The organism is Nostoc sp. LEGE 12454 (assembly GCF_056620565.1).
In genome coordinates this window covers 97,017-120,279 of sequence record NZ_JBWQXL010000019.1, presented here as the reverse complement: position 1 = coordinate 120,279, position 23,263 = coordinate 97,017, and the positions used below count along the sequence as shown (strand labels likewise).

The window sequence follows — 23,263 nt, the reverse complement described above, 5'->3', positions numbered from 1 at the left end:
TGCTAAGTCAAAATTCCCCTTAATATATTTGTCTAAACCCTTGTAAAAAATGTAAATACGTTTTGATAATCAACAAGTAAAAACGTATATTTTTACAAGGGTTATAGCTAATATACTTCTACTAAATATAAGATAATATAATTTGAAGACTAGGGAATGTTTAGTGTAATAACTTTCATGCCCTAGTTGATATTTAGCGATTTAATTCAAAGAGAAACCTTGCTATTAATCGGTTGATCCAACCATTGATAAGGGCGATATTCCACCAGGCGGACATTCCAAGGCCCTTGAACCCGATAGCTGACACCGCGCCAGGTAACTGTTGAAGTCCACAGGGATGATAGCATCGCTAACCCATAAACCCACTGTGTCAACGGAATCCCAATCAACATTTTAATGATTGTAGCAGCTGATAATTTGGCGATCGCTTGGTCATTAGAGCGAACCACTCGCTGTATTTCTAATTCCAACACCAGCATTATCAAGAGTAATCCGACAGTGTAAACTCCATAGCAGACTAACAAAAGAGCCGCAGCTTCCCATTTTGCTTCTAACAGCGACTCTAGAACTAACACGCTTAGTAGAGTCGGAAACAAAATGCTAGAAACAGCTTCACTCACAAGAGCCAACCAACGGGGATGATACAGTCGAGAAAAGAGGATAAGGCGCTTGAGATAGTCTACTAAGTTGAATAAATCAGTCTCTTCACGATTGACTATTAGCAGCGAAGGCACAAACTTTACTTGAAAACCATGTTTTTTCAGGATGTCGTGCATCATAAAATCTTCGCCTAAAGCTTGTCCCCACTTATCTAGCAGTTCTGTTTGGCGAAGCACTTCTGTTTTTACAGCCAAAGTTCCACCCCAAGGAATCTGAAAGATAAACATTTGCACTACTGTAGACACATTGCCGACGTACCGCACTAAAGAACCCCAATACCTACCTGTTGGCACGTACCACCGATTGCCGGTTGTTGCGCCGACTTTCGCATCGCCTAGAGGACTGACTAATTCTCGCAGCCAATTCAGATGAACTATAGTATCAGCATCTACTAAAGCAACCACCTTGTAGGAGTCGTCCAACTCTCGGACAGCTTGGATTAAAGAACTGCATTTGAGACTACAATTGTTGCGTACTATTCTCAAAGGGCTAATTTGAACATTAGTCGCTTCTTGCTCAGTGATGGTTTCACTAGCAATTTTCCAAGCGGGATCTTCGTGACTATCAACGATCAACTTTAAATCATACTGTGGATAGTTTTGATTTAGGAGCGATCGCAAACATCTAGGCAAAAACGGATCGGCTCCGCGTAGACAAAGAATTACTGCTGTTTTGGGTAGCTGATCGTCTGGCAATAAGTTTTTTTTAGACGAGCGCAGATACCATATAAAGACAAGCGTAAAACACACCTGAATAACCAGCCAACCCATCAAAGACTTAGACAGAAATATTGCCAAATCTTCCATTAAATTTTTAGTCTCCGTAGGATAAGGGATTGGGCATTGGGCATTGGGCATGGGGCATGGGGATGGGGCATTGGGGATTGGGAAAACACTTTCTTTATCCCCTTGTTCCCCTTGTCTCCGTTGTCTCCCTCATCCCCAGTCCCTCATCCCCAGTCCCCAGTCTCTTTACGAATCCAGCGAATATTTCAGAATGATGTTGACTGTTGTATTTTTGTTGACAACAAAACTGGCATCACGAAACTTTGGTGTACCTGTTTGTATAGACACAGTTGGATTTTTGGAAATTCCAAAACCTTCTTTGGGAATACCGAAAAAGTCTTTATTGAGTTTGCGATCGCCATTTTGATCGTCAACCACAGCGACAGCATAAGTTCCAGGTTTCAAACCGGAGAATTCTTTTTTTACAGAAGTGCCAGTAATCTTAGCGCAGCCACTTTGAGCTTCACTAGTACTACTCATTGGAAATCCTTTTTCATTTGCATAAACTCTGAAGCAAATCTCACCTTTTTTGTGATGTATTCCATTTACCACAACATTAAGTGTTGCAGTTGACTCTGCGTTCACTGTTTTAGCAAAGCTGATGCTCACTAAAGTAGCAAGCAAAACATGAGATAGTTGAGATAGTTTCAGCATAATTTTGTAGTCAGAATAGGTTATTTTGGGATTGATAGAAAGCTGCGTTTGTCACAGACATTGGCGTAGCGATCGCCAGCTTTTATTTGTAAACTGGCTCTTTCAAAGAATGATTTGCTCTTTTTTCACGAATGCTGTTTTCCAACCTTTCCAAAGTACTTGCAGCACACTTAGCAAATCTTTCAGCAAAAGATATTCTGTCCCTTTTAACTGCTGTTGTAGACTTATATGACAACATAGCCGTTCATTAAAAGTCAGGGGACTATGCCATATAGAGAGTATGTACTCCCAGATTATTCTCCAATGTGGGAATAAAATTTGTCCTTTCTTTGCTGAATCAAACCACACTGTATACGCATAAAAATCAGGCAGCATACTCAAGAATGATTTTTGATTTGCATTTGTTAACAACAAATAATTGGGAAAAAACATACTCATTGATTGTTGCGGATGACTTCTGAAGAAAAACAGGTATTCAGGGATTTCATAAAACCTACCGAGAATACCAAGTCTTAACAACAGAATTCCATCTGCATTACCGTAACCACCCATAGGCGGTATTTTTTTCAAAGCACTAGCACGAATTACCCCGTAACATTGATTGCATAAATGCTTGGTCAGCAATTCGTGAAATCGCTCGTGTGGTTTTAGTGCATCTGCCTTGACTTTGATATCGTAATTTTGGATAAAATTCCCCTGTTCATCAATGAAATATGCCTGGGAGTGACACAAGATTATAGTAGGATCTTGGTCAAGTACCTCGACACACTTCTTGATAAAATCTGGAGAATGTAGATCGTCATGGGCTGCCCATTTAAAATACTCACCCGAAGATAGTTTCAAGACGCGATAAAAGTTACCAGCACAACCGATATTCGTGTCATTGCGGTAGTAACAAATACGTTGGTCTTGCTCGGCATAAGCTCTACAAATTTCCTCAGTTTTATCTGTCGATGCATTATCTGAAATAATAAGTTCAAAATCTTCAAAGGTCTGAGCCAAGAGTGAATCTATGGCTTCTTTGATAAATTTTTCACCATTGTATACAGGTAATCCGATGCTCAATCGTGGCTGATTGCTACTCATAGAAAACAAGTATTCGGAAAATCTGGGGATTATTGTATGCTTTAGTAAGGTAGATGCAACATAAAAAGTCAGAATTAAAAACCCATGAGTCACAATTAAGAAAAATTTGATACCAAGCTTGATGATTTCAAGTAAATCAAGTGTCTTTTAGCTTCTTATTTTTGCAATCATTCTTAATTCTGACTCCTGACTCCTGAATTCCCTAAAATATGTGAACTATTTCATCAAGCTTTGAATATCTGTTTTTTGCAGCCATTCATGTGTTTGCTGCATACCTAATTCTAGGTCAACTGCTGGTTTGTAATTTAACAGATTTTGGGCTTTGGCAATGGAACAAGCGTAAGGACGAGTCATAAAATCTATGGACTCTGGTAGGATATCAACTTTTTTCCGAAACAGTTTTTGTCCTTGAACACGTAGCTTTAGAAACAATTTGATTTCATCTTTTGATAATGAAAGGGGCGCTTGTAAATCTTCCATTGCTGCTAAACGCATAAAATACTCTTTCCAGGAAGTTTCTTGTCCATCGGTGATATTAAATATTTCACCGTAGATTTCTTTTTCTATCGCGAGAAAGATGCCATCAATCAAGTTATCTATATATATATGATTGATTACTCCTTTAGCATCATTGGCGCAAGCAAATAATTTTTGGCGCATCATCAGAATTGGTCTAACTATCCAGGGAATACTTCCAGGGCCGTAAACGTCTCCGGCTCGAATAATGATGATACCAAAATCTGAGGGATTATTAAGTTCTAAGAGTGCGATTTCAGCTTCGATTTTCGTTTGACAGTAGGGATTATTTTCGCCAGAGAGTGGGCCGGATTCTGTAACACCATCAGGATAGTTAAAACCGTAAACCATCACACTGGAAAGATGTACAAATGTTTTGACACCAGCTTGTTTAGCGGCTTTAGCCATGTTGACAGTACCACCAACATTCACATCACGAAAATGCTTAATTGCACCAGCTTCTTCAGCAATTTGCTCTGTATGTAAAACGATATCTACTCCCTGACAAGCCTTTTGAGCAATAGTAGAATCGGTGATACTACCAATAATTACCTCTACACCTAAATTCTGTAATTGTTTGTTCTGTTCTGTAGAGCTTTGTAGTCCACGAACTTTCATCCCTTGCGCTATGGCTAACTCGGCTGTACGCAAACCGACAAATTCATTAATCCCGGTAATTAGGAGAGTTTTGTCTTTGAGGTTCATAAAATCGAAATTATTGTTAAATAGGTGAATTTGATTTGTTAGACAAAAGATTTTAAGTAATACAAAATTTAAATATTGGTAAATACTTTTAATCTAAAATCTAAACTTGGTATAAGAAGAATTTTTCTGTGAAGAGGCTGCACTAATACTTAGCTATCGGGTTAGTTCATGGCAAAATAATTAAATTATTTTGCTACTAAATAACTAGAAAATATCTCCCGGATCTGCGGAGCGAAGTTTATTGATAGCAAGCGCTCCTGAAGTGATACACATTAAAACTGTTGAAGTTAAGACAATCACTGCATTATTAGTGGTCATAACTATTGGCAGTTTAGTTGCTTCAGCGGCAAAACTATATAACAAAACAGAAGTAATAAATCCTGGGATATAACCTAAAATTGCCAAAATCAAAGCTTGCTGAAATACCACATTTAATAAATAGCTATTGGCATAACCTATGGCTTTTAAAGTGGCGTAAGCAACGAACTGTGTAGCAATATTGCTATAAAGAATTTGATAAACAATAACTACACCAACCACCGCAGCCATTGTCAACATCAAGTTAAGAATAAAACCAATGGGTGTTCTGACAGCCCAATATTTTTTTTCAAAATCAATGAAGCCTTGGCGGGTAAAAACTTGGACATCATTAGGCAAACTTGCTTGTAAATTTTTCAGTACTGTTTCTGGATTAGTACCAGGTTTGAGGGAAATCAAGCCAATATCTATCATATCTGCCGGACGAGTATTAGGATTTATCCTCAAAAAAGTGGAGTCACTAACAAGTAAATTTCCGTCTACACCAAAGGAAGGGCCTAATGTGAATAAGCCACCAATTCTCACTCGATAACCAATTAATGAATTGAAGGGAAATATTTCAATTGTCTGTGCAGTTTCCCCCGCATTAAATTTTTCAGCTATTGGGCCAAACTCTGGGCGAGAACCCCGGTCAAAAAGCATAACATCGGGAGTTTTGAGTTTATCTAAATTTTTTTCAACTTCCGGTAGATTGATCGCAGGTCTACCTGGATCGAAACCAATAACGTATATTGAATATTTCTCACCAGTTGCCGGATTTTTCAATTTGGCAAATTGCAAATACATGGGACTAACTGACTCCACGCCATCAAACCCCAGAGATTGGTACAAACGAGTCCGCGAAAAACTTTGATTTGAGGTCAAAGATTTATATTGTGAACTAACTAAAAATAAATCTCCTTTGAGATTCTGATGGACTGCGGTTGCACTGGAATAAAGGGCATCTTGAAAACCAAGTTGCACAAACATTAGCAGCACAATAAAACCAATCCCGGCTACAGCTACTAATAAACGAACTTTTTGCTGGGCTAGCTGTAGCCATGCTAAAGGAATTTTGAAAATCATGGATTTATTTATTATTTGTCATTTGTCATTTGTCATTTGTCATTTGTCATTTGTTAATGACCAATGCCCTATGACTAAATATGAATGGCGACATCGACTTGTAAGTTAGTTAAACGAGCGACCTTTTCACTATCTGCGGGATTATCGATGGAGATTTTCACTTCAACTATTCTGCGGTCTGTATCTGAACCAGGGTTGAGGCTAAAGATGCTTTGTTTGTCAACTTGCCAACCAATCTCTTTTACAGTTCCTTTTATTGTTCCAGTAAATGCAGTGCTGGTAATTGTGGCTTTTTGTCCTACACGCACTTTTTGAACATCGGTTTGATACACCTCTGCAATCACATACATTTGAGATGTCTTACCTATTTCAGCAAATCCTCTGGTAGTGCTAATTACTTCTCCAGTTTTGGCGTGAATTTTCAAAATTTTGCCATTTATGGGAGATTTGATGTAACTTAAATCCAAGTCGGCTTTTGCTTGTTGAACAGAAGTTGTGGCACTATTGACTTCGGTTTGTGCAACTTGAACATCTACGCTACGCACTTCGCTAATACTGGTGAGTTGCGCTTGTGCTTGCTTACGTTGTTCTTGGAATGTGTCTTGAGTTCGCTTGAGGGTGGCTTGAGCTTCTGTTAGTTGTTGTTGTGTAGTCTTTAGTTGCAAAGCTTTGGTATCTGCTACAGAAGCCGCGATCGCACCTTGTTTATATAATTGCTGATAGCGATTATTCTCGGCTTGAGCGTTGTCTACTTCTGCCTGGATGCGGTCGATTGTCGCCTGTTGTGTGGCAACGTCTCCTTTATATTGTGGCTCTAACCGGGCAATCGCAGCCTTTTGAGCATCGATATCTCCGGTTTTACCTCCAGATTTAACTTGCGCCAATTTAGCTTTGGCAACTTGTAGCTGGTCTAAAGCCTGTTGCAATGCGGTTTTAGAACGACCATAATTTTCGAGATAGGCCAATAATTGCCCTGCTTTAACCGCATCTCCTTCTTTCACTAACAGTCTGTCTACTCGCACCCCATTATTAGAAGTGGGAGCAGTCAAAGTAGTAATTTCGCCTTCTGGCTCTAAACGTCCCAAGGCAGTCACAGCAACTTTCGCAGGCGTGGCAGCTTTGGGAGGATTAGCTGGCGCTGTCACAACTTTCGGTTTAGACCAATAGGGTGTCAAACTATAGAAAGCGATTAATCCAGCCGCTAAAGTGAGAGAAGCTGCTAAAATTACTTGCGATCGGCCTACGGGTTTTCTGAATAATCGACTTTCTTTATTTACTGCCATATTTTCATTCCAATTCTGCTTTTTTAGAGAATATCTTGGTTATATTTAGTCGATTACAATGGACTCATCCGCAAATTACCAAGAGGGCTTTTCCTCTAGGGTTTCTACCTTAATCAAGTGGATGGGTCTAAATTTGTTTTATATGAATTGTTGTACGCTTTTACCGCCCAAACTTACTATTGTGGCGTGAAAATTAATGGCGTGTTACTTCAAAGCTTCCTAAGTTATATCCTATTTTGTCATCTAATCCCGTAGCGTAAAATACAATAGCGCTAGCCAGAAAACTTAACTTTCAAGAACAACTAAGCGCTAATAAAAATGAAATCAAAACCTGGATAAACTTGTTATTAAGTATGGACTGGAAGTTTATTTTTGTCAACTATTTTAATTTGCATAAATCCTGATTCTCTCACTACAATATTTCACCACAGCCAGATGAGGTGCTGAAAAAATATACCAATCGCTAATCTATTGTCTAGCAAGTGAATACCTACAAATAGTTCGTTATTAAGCAGATTTGATATTACTAACAGATTATTATTATCGAGGTTGTGTAATATAAGACATTCTTCTAGCAATTTCTAATAGGGGTCATTGATGAATTGCCCTTACTTAAGCTATTACCCCTGTAATTGATTGCAGAGCAGGTCAGTGGTAAATGAGATACAAAACCTGAGCTTTGCTTAAGTTTACTGTTTACTGAAAATTCATTTAACTCATATTATGTTTACCAAGCAACATATTTAAAATTAATATTTGCTTTATAAATAACAACTTTGCTTTTTTACTTGACTTATATTAAAAAATAACCAAAAATTTTGACTCAATTATGATGCTTCTCTGAGAAATAATACTTATAGTTATTCTATTTATCTATGTATTCATTGAATTGTAACTTACTAGACAACAGATTTGTAGTGTTAACTTAAGCAAGAGAATATTGATGTTTAACCCGTATATATCAAAAACGCCACATATTTATGCAGTCATTAATTATACTTTTATGCAAAATTTTATTCAAAATTTATATCAGTAATAGCATAAGGGTATTTATAAAATAAGTTTAAAGGAATGATTTAGTTTCTGTAAAGTATGCTAGTGTTTTTATTAATTCAATGCTTTAAAGTAGTTATACAAACTAGTTATTTAATTAAAATTTTGAAATTAAAAATAACTAAAGATAACTGCTTTGTCATTACATCGCGGTCGTTTAATTAATTTTTGAAGCTACATAAACTCGGATTAAAGTGGTGTCTTTTCTGTAACGAACTTGTCAACTTCACTGGATCAAATCCCATAAAATATATTATCCTGGATGCTGAAACTGGCTATGACATTGATTGAGATACAGAACGTTTTTATTAACACCAGCTATGTTGCTGTATTTAGGCTAGATAATCAAACGGTTTCGAGTGAAAAAAACGTTTCTGTTTCCTTAGCTACTCTTCAGTTTTCCTCGCTCCAGTAGGATACCATTGCTCAAAATCTCTACTATTACAAATGGATTGAATTCACTGGTCAAGCAGCTATTACACTCCAAAACTATTTTACCAGTTTTAACAACGTCATCGACCTATTGCCACAATATCAAGAGTCTAGCGTTGGATAACATTTTTTCGCGATGTCTACGACGGGCTACGCCTACGCAATATGCCAAAGTCGCCTATAAATCTAAGGCTTTATGAGGGCAGTATGTATCGTGTGGTGTCGATTTGGAGAAAAGCATTTAGCACAGATAGGATGGCTAGCTGCTTAGAAGACGAGAGATTTTCATTATTTAGTAGGCAACAGAATTACTGTAGCTACACAATCCACAGTACTAACTATGCCCTATGTCTGCTTATTCAATTAATACTGCCTTAGCGGAGTTAGAAAGCCTTATCAATAATTGTGAGAAGGCTGTGATGAGGTCTATAGAGGAAAAAAACATGAAATCAGACAAATCAGATAAATCAGTGTCAATTAACAGAATTAACAGACAATTACAACACAATCCTATAGCCATTGTTGGAATGGCTTCTCTATTACCTCAAGCCAGAAATTTGCGGGAATACTGGCAAAATATAGTAAACAAAATTGACTGTATTACTGATGTTCCTCCCACTCACTGGAGTGTTGAAGATTATTACGATCCGAATCCTAGAACTACTGAAGATAAAACCTACTGTAAAAGAGGTGGGTTTCTTCCAGAGGTTGATTTTAACCCGATGGAATTCGGCATACCTCCCAGCATTTTAGAAGTCACAGATGTATCGCAACTATTAAGTTTAGTAGTTGCGAAAGAGGCGATGGAAGATGCAGGTTATGGCGAAAAACGTGATTTTAACCGCGAAATGGTTGGGGTAATCTTAGGCGTGGCTATGGCCAAGCAATTAGGAATGCCACTTTCTGCGAGATTGGAATATCCGATTTGGGAAAAAGCGCTCAAAAGCAGTGGTTTATCTGATGAAGATACCCAAAAAATCGTTGATAAAATCAAAAGCGCTTATGTGAAGTGGGATGAGAACGCTTTCCCCGGAATGTTAGCGAATGTAGTCGCGGGTAGAATTGCCAATCGCCTAAATTTTGGCGGAATGAATTGTGTAGTTGATGCTGCTTGCGCTAGTTCATTTGGTGCTTTGAAAATGGCAATTAGCGAACTAGTTGAGCATCGTTCAGACATGATGCTAACTGGTGGTGTTGATACCGATAACACCATCATGGCTTACATCTCCTTTAGCAAAACACCGGCGGTTTCTCCTAGTGAAAATGTCAAACCTTTCGATGCTAAATCTGATGGGATGATGCTAGGTGAAGGTATCGGGATGATTGTCCTCAAACGGTTAGAAGATGCTGAACGGGACAACGATAAAATATATGCCGTAATTAAAGGTATTGGTACTTCCAGCGATGGGCGTTATAAGAGCATTTATGCTCCGCGCAAAGAAGGTCAAGTTAAAGCCTTAGAACGTGCTTATGAAGATGCCGGCTTCTCCCCCGCTACCGTTGGTTTGATGGAAGCACATGGTACAGGTACAATGGCTGGAGATCCGACAGAATTCGGTTCTTTAAAAGACTTCTTTGATGTACATGATGACAAAAAGCAGCATATCGCTTTGGGTAGTGTGAAATCACAAATCGGACACACAAAAGCGGCTGCGGGTGCGGCGAGTTTGATTAAAACTGCTTTGGCTTTACATCACAAAGTATTACCGCCCACAATTAACATCACCGAGCCGAACCCCAAACTCAACATTAAAAATTCATCCTTTTATTTGAATACCGAAACCAGACCTTGGATTCGTCCAGAAGGGGAAGCACCAAGACGCGCAGGTGTAAGTTCCTTTGGATTTGGCGGAACTAACTATCACGTTGTTTTGGAAGAATATGAAGCTGACCAAAACGCCGCTTACCGCTTACACAGTGATGCTAGTGAAGTGCTGTTGTTTGCTCCTACAGTAGACCAATTGTTGAGCAAATCTGAAGACATTTTAGGTAAGTTGCGATCGCCAGATGCACCTACACATTACGCGCAATTAGTCAATGAGTGCAAATCACAACAAATTCCTCTCTCTGCTGCCAGATTTGGGTTTGTAGCTGAGAATCTCGAAGAAGCTTGCAAGTTATTGCAAACTAGCATTGAGTGGCTGAAACACAAAGGAACAGCAGCATCTTGGGAGCATCCCCAAGGGATTTATTACCGTTCCTCTGGTATGGAGTTGGGCGGAAAAGTTGTCTCCCTATTTTCTGGGCAAGGTTCGCAATACTTGGAGATGGGACGCGAACTGGTGATGAATTTTCCTTTGATGCGCCGTCTTCATGGTTATATGGATAGCCTATTGCTCAAAGATAATTTGCAGCCGTTGTCAGAAATCGTTTTTCCTCATCCTGTGTTTGGAGAGGCAGAAAAAAATGTCCAAATTGCTGCCTTGCAACGCACAGAATATGCTCAACCAGCCATCGGGGTGTTGAGTGCAGGGATGTACAGCATTCTGCAACAAGCTGGGTTCAAGTCAGATTTTGTGGCGGGACATAGCTTTGGTGAACTAACAGCGCTATGGGCTGCGGGGGTTTTGAGTACAGAAGATTACTTGTTCTTAGTGAAAGCTAGGGGTCAAGCAATGGCTGCACCTGAAGACCCGGATCATGATGCGGGAAGTATGCTGGCTGTTAAAGAAGATATCAGCAAAGTCGAAGCAGTGCTGAGACATTTTCCGCAAGTTGCGATCGCTAATCAAAATTCTCCGACTCAATTTGTCTTAGCTGGGCCTACCGCAGAAATAGCGAGAATCAAAGAGGCTTTACACGAGAAAGGATATACAGCTGTATTGTTACCTGTATCAGCAGCGTTCCATACACCGCTAATCGCCTTTGCTCAGAAATCCTTTGCGATCGCTACCAAGTCTGTCAAATTCCAAAGTCCCAAAATCCCTGTTTACAGCAACGTTACCAGTAAGCAGTATCCCAAGGAACCCCAAGGTATTCAAAAGATTCTGGAAACGCACCTTTCCAACTCGGTGCTGTTTAAGCAGGAAATTGAAAATATCTATGCGGCGGGTGGTACTTGCTTTGTGGAATTTGGGCCGAGAAGAATTTTGACCAACTTAGTCAAAGATATCCTTGGCGATCGCCCTCATATCACCGTATCTTTGAACCCTAGCGTTCAAAAGAATAGCGATCGCTCTTTGCGAGAAGCAGTTGTGCAGTTGCGGGTAATTGGTATGGCTTTGAATAACCTCGATCCTTACCAACTTCCCCAAACTATCCCCCCAATTGAGACGAAGAAGACATTAAATGTCCGTTTAAACGGCATAAACTACAGATCCGAAAAAACGAAAAATGCCTTCGCTCTAGCTTTACAAGATGGGCATAAAGTCACATTACCCACTCCCGAATATTCTGAAGCGGCTCCTTTATTTAGCAGTCCAGGTGTAACTCCACCTCTCGCAGCGATCGAGAGTAACGGACATAAAAAATCCACCCCAGCAATAAACGGTGTCATCACCCAAACAGAGCAACAAATGAATCCTGTGACCCTTTCACAACCAGCCCAGGAATCTAAGATGCAACCAACGCCAGAAAAACTTACAAATTACGAACAACTTTTAGCAAGTTTAGAATATCTCCTGACACAGTTTCAGGAAAATCAAGCCGAGAATTTACAAGTTCACGCTACTTATCTCAACCATCAAATGGAATACGCCAAAGCGTTTTTCCAACTGATGCAGCAGCAGAATTCTTTGTTGAGTGAAAGTAAATCAACAGCCGAAACTGCCAAAATGAAGCTAGTTGTCATGGAGAGCTTAGAGCGTAGCATGATGCAGTTTCACTCCCAACAAGGTGAAACCCTACGCATCCATGAGCAATATCTTCAAGAGCAGCTGGAATATACTAAGAGCTTTTTCCAACTCATACAGCAAGAGTATTCTCAAATCATCTCTGGTGAGGGAGCAACCCAACTAACAGCGAAACTAAGCAATTTCACTCCGTTCACAACAGAAACAACTGTTACTGATGCGCCAGTACCCGCTACTACCAAGATAGTAGAAAGCCAGCCTTTGCCTCTAACTGAGCCTGTAGCGAAAAATGGCTCAACTGTTACCCAAGAACCTCTCCCGTCTGCTGTAGAGCCTGTAGTTGCAACTTCTGTATCCGCTACTTCTAAGAAGGATGAAAATTCCTCTTCTTTGCTCCCTAATCTCTTCTCTCCACTCCCTACTTTTGAGACAGTAGAGCCTGTAGCGGCATCACCTGTTCCTCCAGTAGTAGAACCCCAAGCCGAGGTTGTAGTCAAAATTAGCTCACCCCCAGTCAGCGAAGTTGTTGCATTCATCCCAGAACCAGCACCTACAACTGCTGCACCTGTATCTGGCGCAACCATCGATATTGTTGACTTGGATAAAAACCTGTTAGCCATCACCAGCGATAAGACCGGCTACCCAGTCGAGATGCTGGAAATGGACATGGACATGGAGGCTGATTTAGGAATTGATTCCATCAAACGGGTGGAAATCTTAGGGGCGCTACAAGAAATGTACCCCAACCTACCCAAGCCCAACTTAGAAGAACTGTCAGAAAAACGCACCATTGGTCAAGTTGTAGAGTATCTGCAATCTCACGCTTCCAAAAGTGTTTCTGTAGAAATTGCAGTCCACGAAATACAACCAGCAACCGAGATTGCAGTAGAGACTGCACCAGTAGTTGAGGTAGTCATTGCACCGGAACCAAGCATAGTTGTCGCATTCACCCCAGAACCAGAAGTTGCTCTCTCTACAAGTGATGAATTTGCAAACTTAGGTGAAACCCTGTTAGCTATCACCAGCGATAAAACCGGTTATCCAGTAGAGATGCTGGAACTGGAAATGGACATGGAAGCTGATTTAGGGATTGACTCGATTAAACGGGTAGAAATTTTAGGGGCGATGCAAGAAATGTACCCCAACTTACCCAAACCGAATATCGAAGAACTCGGCGATCTCCGCACCATCGGTCAAATAGTTGATTACCTACAGCAGTTGGCTGGAGGTGAAAAAAAAAAGTCTGAACCTGAGTTTGTCCAACAGCAGCCACCGGAATTAGAGCATAATATCCAGCGCCATCTCGTCAAACTCAGAAGTCTACCACAGCCCGATTATTTGGATTTTACGTTACCAGAGGGACACATCGGTTTAATCACCGATGATGGTTCCCTCACCACCTATAAATTAACTGAATCCCTAATCGAGAAAGGCTGGAAGGTAGTAGTTATCAGCTTTCCCCAATCGCTGATCGCCCAACAAGCGCCTTTACCTACAGGAGTAACCCGCGTCACCTTAGCAAACTTGAGTGAAGAACATCTTCAACAACAATTGCAAGCGATCGCATCTCACTGCGGAACGATTGGGGCCTTCATCCACTTACATCCAATGTTTGTAGGAAATCATACCGGAAGTATTTCTTATAACGAATCGGAAAAGGCGATCGTCAAGCACGTATTTTTGATGGCGAAACACCTCAAACCTTCTCTAAACGAAGCTGCAAAACATGGACGTAGTTGTTTCTGCACAGTAGCTCACCTTGATGGAGCCTTCGGTTTAGAGTACAAAGTCAACTTCGGTGCGATCGGCGCTGGTTTATTTGGATTAACCAAAACTCTGAGATGGGAATGGCCAAAGGTATTTACTCGTGCGATCGACCTAAGCCCCAGACTTGACGCTAAACAATCAGTACAAAACATCATCGCCGAACTTCACGACCCCAACCTTTATATAAGTGAAGTTGGCTACGGTTCACAAGGACGAGTCACCATTATCGCCGATTAAACCCGTTCCGGCTAAAAAACTCGTTTCTTAACGAACCGCCAAGGCGCAGAGGACGCAGAGGGAACAAAGAAATACTTAACCGAGCAGTATTGCAAAACTACCTCTTCCTCCTCCTTGGCGTTCTTGGCGTCTTGGCGGTTCGTAAAAAGAATTAAATCTTCTCCCATCGAGAAATAACAAAAAACCCAATTTATGCAGGTATTCACGAGGATTTATGACACAAACAGCCCAGCTTAGTCCATCATCTGTCTTTGTCGTGAGCGGCGGTGCAAAAGGGATTACGGCTGAGTGTACTATCAGATTAGCCCAACAGCAACCCTGCAAATTCATCCTCCTCGGTCGCTCCGAACTATTAGAAACCGAGCCAGATTTTGCTCAAAATTCTGATGAATCCGCATTGAAAAAATGCATCATGGAAAACCTTCTTTCTCAAGGAGAGAAGCCTACACCCATGAATGTGCAAAGAATATATAACAAAATTACCTCCAGCCGCGAAATTAAAAAGACTCTAGCAGCAATTGAAAAAACTGGAGCTAAAGCAGAATATATCAGCGTCGATGTTACGGATACGCCAGCTTTACAAGAAAAACTTGCCACTGCTGTACAACATCTCGGCCCAATTACCGGAATCATCCACGGCGCTGGGAACTTAGCTGATAAGTTAATAGAAAAGAAAACAGAAGAGGATTTTGAAAAAGTTTACACCGCCAAAGTTCAAGGTTTAGAAAACTTACTAACTTGCGTCAACCCTAATCAACTTCAGCATTTAGTTTTGTTCTCTTCAGTAACAGGATTTTACGGAAATCCTGGACAATCTGATTATGCGATCGCAAATGAAATTCTGAACAAATCAGCCCATATATTTAAGCAAAGCTATCCTTCATGTCACGTAGTCGCTATCAACTGGGGCGCTTGGGATAGTGGGATGGTGACAGCAGAATTAAAGAAGATTTTTCAAGAGCGAAAAATTGAAATAATTCCGATTGCAGTTGGGGCACAGATGCTCGTGAAAGAAATGGATAATACCAACCATGCAACCTCACAAGTTGTTATTGGTAGTCCACTAGTTCCAATGGCTACAGAACTAGATTCAGAACTACGAACTTATCGTATTCGTCGCCAAATGACATTAGAGGCTAATCCATTTTTACACGATCATACGATTGCTGGTTCTCCAGTTTTACCTGCAACTTGTGCAATGACTTGGATTATTAATGCTTGTGAACAATTATATCCCGGTTATCGGTTGTTTAATTATCAAGATTTCAAAGTTTTAAAGGGGATTACTTTCAATGAGACATTAGCGGAGGAACATATTTTAGAAATAGAAGAAATTTCTAAAGTTAATCTTGAAAGAATCGAACTTAAAGCCAAAATTTCGAGTAAAAACCCACAAGGCAGAATCCATTTTCATTTTAGCGCTCAACTCAATCTCCAGCGAGAAATCCCAGATGTCCCCATTTATGAATCTCTCAATCTCGAAGAAGATAATATCATCACCGCTACAGGAAAAGATTTTTACCAAAATGGTGGGGCTACATTATTTCATGGCCCTGCTTTTCAAGAAATCAAAAGAGTTTTAAACATCAGCTCTAAAAAAATCACTACAGAATGTTTGTGGCCAGAACTCACCCCACAGCAACAAGGACAATTCCCTGTGCAATGGGTAAATCCCTACACAACTGACTTGAGTATGCACGCCTTATGGGTTTGGACACAACACTTTCATGAAGAAGGTTGTTTACCTGGAAAAGTAGAAAAGTTTGAACAATTTGCGATGATACCACATAACGAAACATTTTACGTTTCTTGTGAAGTACTAGCTAAGACACCAAGTAGTGCGATCGCAAACTTTATCATACACGACCGCCAAGGTAAAATATACTCACGAATGCTCGGCGCTCATGCCATTATTTGGTCAATGAAAATGCTCAGAAGCTAATAATCTTCCTTTACCACTCAACACCTATAGCATTCCTAAAATCCCTGTGAAATTCTTTCTCTTCTTCGCGCCCTTTGCGTCCTTCTCTAACGAGACGCTGCGCGAACGCGGTTCGTTAAAAAGAGTATTTATCACAACTCAAATAGGATTGCTATAACTTGCCACTTCAAAGTTTGGGGAACAGCGTAAATCCTGCCTTTTAATTATCTCTTGCTAAATACCCAAACTCGGAGCATATAAATCGTGGAAAAAATAGCCATCATCGCATTATCATGCCTATTCCCCGATGCAAAGAATCCTGAAGAATACTGGCAAAACATCGTTAATCAAAAAGATTCGACATCCTCTGCAACCGTCGAAGAAATCGGAGTAGATCCGACAATATTTCACAATCCAGTCAAAGGTACACCAGACAAAACCTATTCCCTTAAAGGCGGATACATCCGCAATTTCCAGTTTAATCCATCTGAATACAATCTACCATCAGAATTTGTTGCTGGTTTAGATAACACCTTCAAATGGTCATTGTATGCCGCTAAACAAGCAATTGTACAGAGTGGTTATTGGGGTAATCAAAATGTTCTTGCAAAATGCGGCGTAATTTTAGGTAATTTGTCATTCCCAACAAAATTATCTAATCAGTTATTCTCTCCAATTTACAAGCAAGCTATTAATCCTGCTGTCAGAGAACTTTTGCAGTATGAAGATTTTGATTTAGCTGTCCCAAGTGCAACTAAAGCATCTTTATACAATGCGATGATATCTGGCTTACCAGCATCTATCGTTGCTCAAGCTTTATCTCTATCCCAGATTAATTTATGTCTGGATGCTGCTTGTTCATCATCATTTTATGCGATTAAACTAGCATCTCATTACTTATGGTCACACAAAGCTGATGTCATGTTAGCTGGAGCCATAAGTTGTGCAGATTCCCTATTCGTGCGGATGTTGTTTTCCGGTGTTCAAGGATATGCAGAAAACGGCATCAGTCGCCCCTTAGATAAATCCTCTAGAGGGCTAATTCCCGCCGATGGTGTTGGGATGGTGATGCTGAAAAGATATTCTGATGCCGTTAGAGATGGTGATAATATTCTCGCCACTATCTGCGGTAATGGACTCTCCAATGATGGCAAAGGTAAGCACTTACTGAGTCCAAACCCTAAAGGACAAGTTTTGGCTTTTGAACGAGCATACAATGAGGCGGAATTTAGTCCAAAAAGCATCGATTATCTAGAGTGTCACGCCACTGGCACATTACTAGGAGATACAACCGAATTCAATTCCATCGAAACATTCTTTGGTCAAAATCAAGCTGCGCCTCTGGTGGGTTCTGCTAAGGCAAATACTGGTCACTTGTTAACTGCTGCCGGCATGGTTGGCTTGACTAAAGTGATTTTGAGTATGTCTCATGGTGTAATTCCAGCAACCATGAATGTTTCAGAACCTTTAACATCAGAAAAAGGTACAATTTCCGCCGATAAAATTGTTAGAACGGCTACAGCATGGCCTAATAATAATACCCCAATAAAACGGGCAGCTATTAGCGCTTTTGGTTTTGGCGGTACTAATTCTCATCTGATTTTAGAACAAGGAAATACAACACAATCAGTTGAATCAACTCCACCTGTTCCACCTACCAAAGTTGCCATTGTCGGCATGGATGCCTTTTTTGGTAACTGCAATGGTTTAGATGCTTTTGAAGGCAGTATTTATGATGGAACACAGCATTTTACTTCTCTACCGCCTCAAAGATGGCATGGTATAGAAAATCAAGAAAGTGTCCTGAAAGAGTACGGTTTAGCAGACGGGAAAGCACCAGTAGGGGCATATATCAAGGATTTTGAAATCGATACTTTATCGTGCAAAATCCCACCAAATGAAATCGAGAAGTTAAACCCACAACAATTGTTGCTCTTGAAAGTTAGCGATCGCGCCGTCAAAGATGCGAAACTTCAGGAGGGTGGCAATGTGGCTGTGATTGTTGCCGCCGAGACAGAATTCTCTGTGCATCAGCTACAGCAAAGATGGAATTTATCTTGGCAAGTTAAGGATGGCTTACTCAACCAAGGAATTTCTCTACCTGCTGAACAGCTTTCCCAGCTAGAAACCATTGTCAAAGATAGTATTCACCAATCAGTAGAAATCGGCGAATATGTAAGTCACATCGCCAACATTATGGCAAGTCGGATTTCGGCTTTGTGGAATTTCACTGGCCCTGCATTCACTGTCAGCGCTGGCGAAAATTCTGCCCTCAAAGCGTTGGAAATTGGACAAATGCTACTTGCTACGGGAGAAGTAGACGCGGTGGTTGTTGGTGCGGTAGATTTAGCCGGTGGTGTGGAAAATGTCTTGTTCCGCAGCCAATTTGCGCCAATTAATACGGGTGTCAACACGTTGGGTTATGATCAACAAGCTAATGGCTGGACGGTTGGCGAAGGTGCAGGTGCTGTCGTCCTCAAGCGCTACGAAGCTGCGAAGGAAAACAACGAACGCATCTATGCAGTAATTGATGCCATGAGTTTTGCACAAGGTAATTCTACTTTGAGTGACGCTTTGGTAAAACCTGATGCTTCAGCTATCAGCAATGTCTGCAAACAAGCTTTCGAGATGGCGGAGATTCAACCCACAGAAGTTAACTATGTAGAAGTCTTCGGTAGTGGCGTTCCCCAGGAGGATGAAGCCGAAATCGCAGGTTTACTCCAAGCTTATCCGAAAGTGGGCAATGGTTTGCACTGTGCATTAGGTAGCGTCAAAGCCAATATCGGTCACACCTATACAGCATCGGGAATTGCTAGCTTAATCAAAACCGCTCTCTGTCTTTATTACAGGTATATTCCCGCTACTCCCAAATGGTCTGGTGTCAAAACACCGCAAGTATGGGAAGGTAGTCCTTTCTATGTGGCGATGGAATCAAGACCTTGGTTTGTCGATAAAGGCGGCACACGCAGAATAGCAGCGATTAATAGTATGGGTATAGATGGCAGTTACGCGCATTTAATCTTATCGGAGGAACCTAGCCAAGAGGAGCGCGACAACAGATATTTGCAGCAAATGCCTTTTCATCTGTTTCCCATCGCAGTTAGCGATCGCTCCACTATACCCGATATCCTAAACCATCTTCAAAAATGCATTGAAGCTAGTTCCTCTTTATCAGCTACCGCCAGCCAAACATTTGCTACCTTTGAGCAGCAATCTGATGCAAAATATGTCTTATCAATCGCAGGACGTAACACAAAAGAACTACTCAAAGAAATTGAATCTGCTCGTAAAGGTGTAAATAATGCCTTTGAGAAAGGGACAGATTGGCAAACACCTTTAGGAAGTTATTTCACAGCAAAACCATTGGGTAAAACTGGAGCGGTTGCTTATGTTTACCCCGCAGCAGTCAATTCTTATATTGGCATTGGTCGGACTGTTTTTCGCTTATTTCCGAAAGTCTTCGAGGACTTAAAAAGTAACAATCTCTACAACCGGGCAGCCGATGTTGAAAAGCTAGTTTATCCCAGAAGCTTACCTAAATTGACAACCAGGCAATTAGAAACTCTCGAAAAGCAATTGTTAGATGATTCACTGGCAATGTTTGAAAGCGAAATCGCCTTTGCTAGATACATGACAGCAATTTTTCGAGACGATTTTAAAGTCAAGCCGCAATCTGTATTTGGGTATAGTTTGGGTGAAACTAGTATGATGGTTGCCCAAGGAGTTTGGAGTGATTTTGAGGGTGGAAGTAATACCTTAAACTCATCACCTCTATTTGGCGATAAGTTATCTGGGCCAAAAAATGCTGTGCGTGAATATTGGGGATTAACCGATTCACCAAACAGCAATCTTTGGAATACCTATGTTCTCATGGCTACTCCATCGCAAGTGAAAGAATGCCTGAAACATGAGAATCACGTCTACTTAACTCAAATCAACACACCAGAAGAAGTATTAATTGCTGGTGACGATGCAGCTTGTAAGCGAGTGATAGTAACTTTAGGTTGCAATTCTTTCCCTGCTCTCTTTGACCATGTGATACATTGCGAGGCGATGCGATCGCAGTTCGAGGAAATCAAGAAGGTAAACAGCTTACCATCACAAAATCTTCCTGGGATTGTGTTTTATTCTGCCGCCGATTATCAACCGATCGTACTTGAAAGTGATGCGATCGCGCACAACATCGCCAAAGGATTGTGCCAAGAACTTGATTTTCCCCAATTAGTTAATCGTGTCTACGGCGATGGAGTCAAAATATTTTTAGAAGCAGGCGCTGGTAGTGTTTGTTCACGATGGATTGATAAAATTCTCGGCAACAAAGAACATATCACAGTCTCTCTGAATCGTAGAGGAATGGATGACCATGCTTCGATGGTCAAAGCATTAGCAAAACTGCTCAGTCATCAGGTGAACGTGGATTTATCACCACTGTATAGCAAAGCCCAAGACACTGCTAATTCAAATAAAGCAACATTGAGAACAGTTACCTTGGGTGGGAAAGCGATCGCGGCTACAATTTTGAGCGAGGAAAATCGCAAACTTGTTGAAAATTTGGTTGAGGATCTTAAGTGCGAACGCTTCAAAATACAGCATCTAGATATACCTAATGTCCAACAAGCTGAAATCACAGATTTTATTAACACTTTCAACCACATAACCCAAGAAGAAAGTCATTCCTCTAACATCTTGCCTCTGTCAGAAGAAGTAAAACCGAAAAATATCATTGATAACGTTTTTGAAACGAGAGAACAATTACAATCTTCTGAGTCAAGCGCAATTAGACAGCCAATTTCTCTTTCTTCCCCACCCGTTAGAACTCAAAAAATTAGTAGCATCATCAGCATGTTCGATTTAAATAAGACCCAGTATCAAAAGCTCAATGCTAATAATTCAAAGATAACTAAAGCACACACTGCCTTCTTACAAGCTAGACAAGATTACAGTCAAAAAATGAGCGAAATAATTCAATTGCAGCTAGCTTGCGCCCAAAACTTGCTTAACGACGAATCTTGATAAATCATACCAATTCTCTCTCAACTTGCACCGATTAATTCTTAACTCCTCTCTTCCTTGGTGTCCTTGGCGTCTTGGCGGTTCGTTTAAAAATTATTACGTGCATCTTCATGGAGAACTGGTATGGAAATTAGATTTATATAGCAATCCTATCTAAGTTTTGGAAATGAACGAACTGCCAAGACGCCAAGAGCGCCAAGGAAGAGAGAATTTTTCACATACGATTTAGGATTGCTATATCAAGAGTCTACGTGCTTCAACTTTAATCATCCATTGCTTGTAATCCGAGGGATAACTGCCGTGACAACCGTAGATACGGTACTAAGTAAACACGATAATGGACTTAATTTTTCTTCCTGGTCTTATAACAAAAACCAGGTTTGGAAAGGTTCTTTAGAAACTGTATCTTTTGAGAAACAAACCATCAAAGATAAATTGATGGTGTTAAATAAACCCTGCTACATCGTGAAAGTTGCTGGAAAAATCGGTGTCACTAATGAGGGTTATTTATCCCCTGGTGATAATGGCACAACAGCACAAGTAGAACTGCTAACATTTGCAGCCCCAATCCGCATTCAACAATTTGGAGATCCCAATTTTCTCTCCTCTCATGGAGTGAAATATGCCTACGTTACCGGCGCAATGGCTGGTGGAATTGCTTCCGAAGAAATGGTGATTGCACTCGGAAAAGAGCAAATTTTAAGTTCCTTTGGTGCAGGTGGTTTAACTCCAGAACGTTTGGAAGCAGCCATAAATCGCATTCAACAAGCTTTACCTCAAGGGCCTTATGCATTTAATTTAATTCACAGCCCTAATGAACCTGCGATTGAACGCCGCGCTGTAGATTTATACCTCAAATATCAAGTGAGAACAGTAGAAGCCTCTGCATTTCTCGACTTGACCCCCAACATTGTTTATTATCGTGTTGCTGGATTGGGTTTAAATAGCGCCAATCAAATTGAAATCAAAAATAAAATCATTGCCAAAATTTCTCGCCGAGAAGTTGCGACTAAATTTCTGCAACCAGCACCAGCCAGAATAATCAAAGAACTCCTTGAACAAGGGTTAATTACTGAATTACAAGCAACTCTTGCAGCCAAAGTTCCGATGGCTGATGATATTACCGTCGAAGCTGATTCTGGAGGTCATACAGATAACCGTCCCCTAGTTTGTGTGTTACCTTCTATTATTGCCTTGCGAGATGAAATTCAAGCACAATATCATTATCAAACACCGATTAGAATTGGCGTAGCAGGGGGAATTGGGACACCACAATCAGCATTAGCAGCCTTTATGATGGGTGCTGCTTATATAATGACTGGCTCAATCAATCAGTCATGTGTTGAATCTGGGGCTTGCGAACATACCAAAAAGTTACTAGCCCAAGCAGAAATGGCTGATATGATAATGGCTCCAGCAGCAGATATGTTTGAAATGGGAGTCAAATTGCAAGTTCTCAAACGGGGTACAATGTTCCCCATGCGAGCGCAGAAATTATTTGAACTCTACCGCGCTTATGATTCCATTGAAAGCATCCCCCTTGCAGAAAGAGAGAAATTAGAAAAACAAGTTTTTCGCAAAACTATTGCCGAAGTATGGGAAGGAACTGCGGCTTATTTATCCCAAAAGAATCCTGAGAAACTTGGGAAAGCAGTCAATAATCCTAAACTGAAAATGGCATTGATTTTTCGCTGGTATTTAGGATTATCTTCCCGTTGGTCTAGTTCTGGCGAAAAAGGTAGAGAAGTCGATTATCAAATTTGGTGTGGCCCGGCAATGGGCGGTTTCAATGACTGGGTACGCGGTTCTTACCTGTCTGAACCAAATAATCGTGGTGTAGTTGATGTTGCTAATCAAATTATGACTGGTGCAGCTTTTTTGTACCGTGTTCAAAATTTGAAAATTCAAGGGCTACAAACTTCCGATTATTACAGTCAATATCACCCTGTTCGTTATACATCATTGTTGGAGCTTTAA

10 protein-coding genes and 1 pseudogene are annotated in these 23,263 nt (G+C 40.6%); 5 read left to right on the top strand and 6 right to left on the bottom strand.

The genetic code is table 11. The features are described from left to right. Positions 1-206: 206 nt before the first annotated feature. The 6 genes from AC1F2U_RS20280 to AC1F2U_RS20255 all read right to left on the bottom strand — a co-directional run bounded on the left by AC1F2U_RS20280 (position 207) and on the right by AC1F2U_RS20255 (position 7,072). The gene (locus tag AC1F2U_RS20280; protein ID WP_480262730.1) at positions 207-1,466 is read right to left on the bottom strand and encodes a glycosyltransferase family 2 protein; all 1,260 of its coding nucleotides are present in this window, start codon (positions 1,464-1,466) and stop codon (positions 207-209) included. A 165-nt stretch (positions 1,467-1,631) separates the two neighbouring features. Continuing rightward, positions 1,632-2,099 carry a DUF2141 domain-containing protein gene (locus tag AC1F2U_RS20275; RefSeq protein ID WP_480262714.1) on the bottom strand — a complete coding sequence of 156 codons (468 nt, stop codon included), beginning with the start codon at positions 2,097-2,099 and terminating at the stop codon, positions 1,632-1,634. Positions 2,100-2,201: 102 nt separating this feature from the next. Beyond that, entirely contained in the window at positions 2,202-3,185 is a 984-nt protein-coding gene (locus tag AC1F2U_RS20270; protein WP_480262713.1) for a glycosyltransferase family 2 protein, read from the bottom strand. A 216-nt stretch (positions 3,186-3,401) separates the two neighbouring features. Then, positions 3,402-4,406 (bottom strand): NAD-dependent epimerase/dehydratase family protein, encoded by a 1,005-nt coding sequence (locus tag AC1F2U_RS20265; protein WP_480262712.1) that lies wholly within the window; start codon positions 4,404-4,406, stop codon positions 3,402-3,404. A gap of 204 nt (positions 4,407-4,610) precedes the next feature. Beyond that, positions 4,611-5,789, bottom strand: coding sequence for an ABC transporter permease DevC (gene devC, locus AC1F2U_RS20260; RefSeq protein WP_480262711.1), 1,179 nt, complete (start codon positions 5,787-5,789; stop codon positions 4,611-4,613). A 74-nt stretch (positions 5,790-5,863) separates the two neighbouring features. After that, positions 5,864-7,072, bottom strand: coding sequence for an ABC exporter membrane fusion protein (locus AC1F2U_RS20255; protein ID WP_480262710.1), 1,209 nt, complete (start codon positions 7,070-7,072; stop codon positions 5,864-5,866). Positions 7,073-8,402: 1,330 nt separating this feature from the next. Between AC1F2U_RS20255 and AC1F2U_RS20250 the strand changes: the two are divergent. From AC1F2U_RS20250 to AC1F2U_RS20230, 5 genes and pseudogenes are all read left to right on the top strand, one after another. Continuing rightward, positions 8,403-8,681 (top strand): annotated as a pseudogene (locus tag AC1F2U_RS20250) (hypothetical protein). A 223-nt stretch (positions 8,682-8,904) separates the two neighbouring features. Then, the gene (locus AC1F2U_RS20245; protein WP_480262709.1) at positions 8,905-14,352 is read left to right on the top strand and encodes a beta-ketoacyl synthase N-terminal-like domain-containing protein; all 5,448 of its coding nucleotides are present in this window, start codon (positions 8,905-8,907) and stop codon (positions 14,350-14,352) included. Between the two features lie 214 nt (positions 14,353-14,566). Continuing rightward, complete coding sequence (locus tag AC1F2U_RS20240; RefSeq protein ID WP_480262708.1) at positions 14,567-16,294, top strand: SDR family NAD(P)-dependent oxidoreductase; 1,728 nt, start codon at positions 14,567-14,569, stop codon at positions 16,292-16,294. Between the two features lie 243 nt (positions 16,295-16,537). Then, on the top strand, positions 16,538-21,286 hold the full coding sequence (locus AC1F2U_RS20235) for a PfaB family protein (protein ID WP_480262707.1): 4,749 nt from the start codon (positions 16,538-16,540) through the stop codon (positions 21,284-21,286). A 300-nt stretch (positions 21,287-21,586) separates the two neighbouring features. Then, a complete protein-coding gene (locus tag AC1F2U_RS20230) occupies positions 21,587-23,263 on the top strand; it encodes a PfaD family polyunsaturated fatty acid/polyketide biosynthesis protein (RefSeq protein ID WP_480262706.1) in 1,677 nt (558 codons plus the stop codon).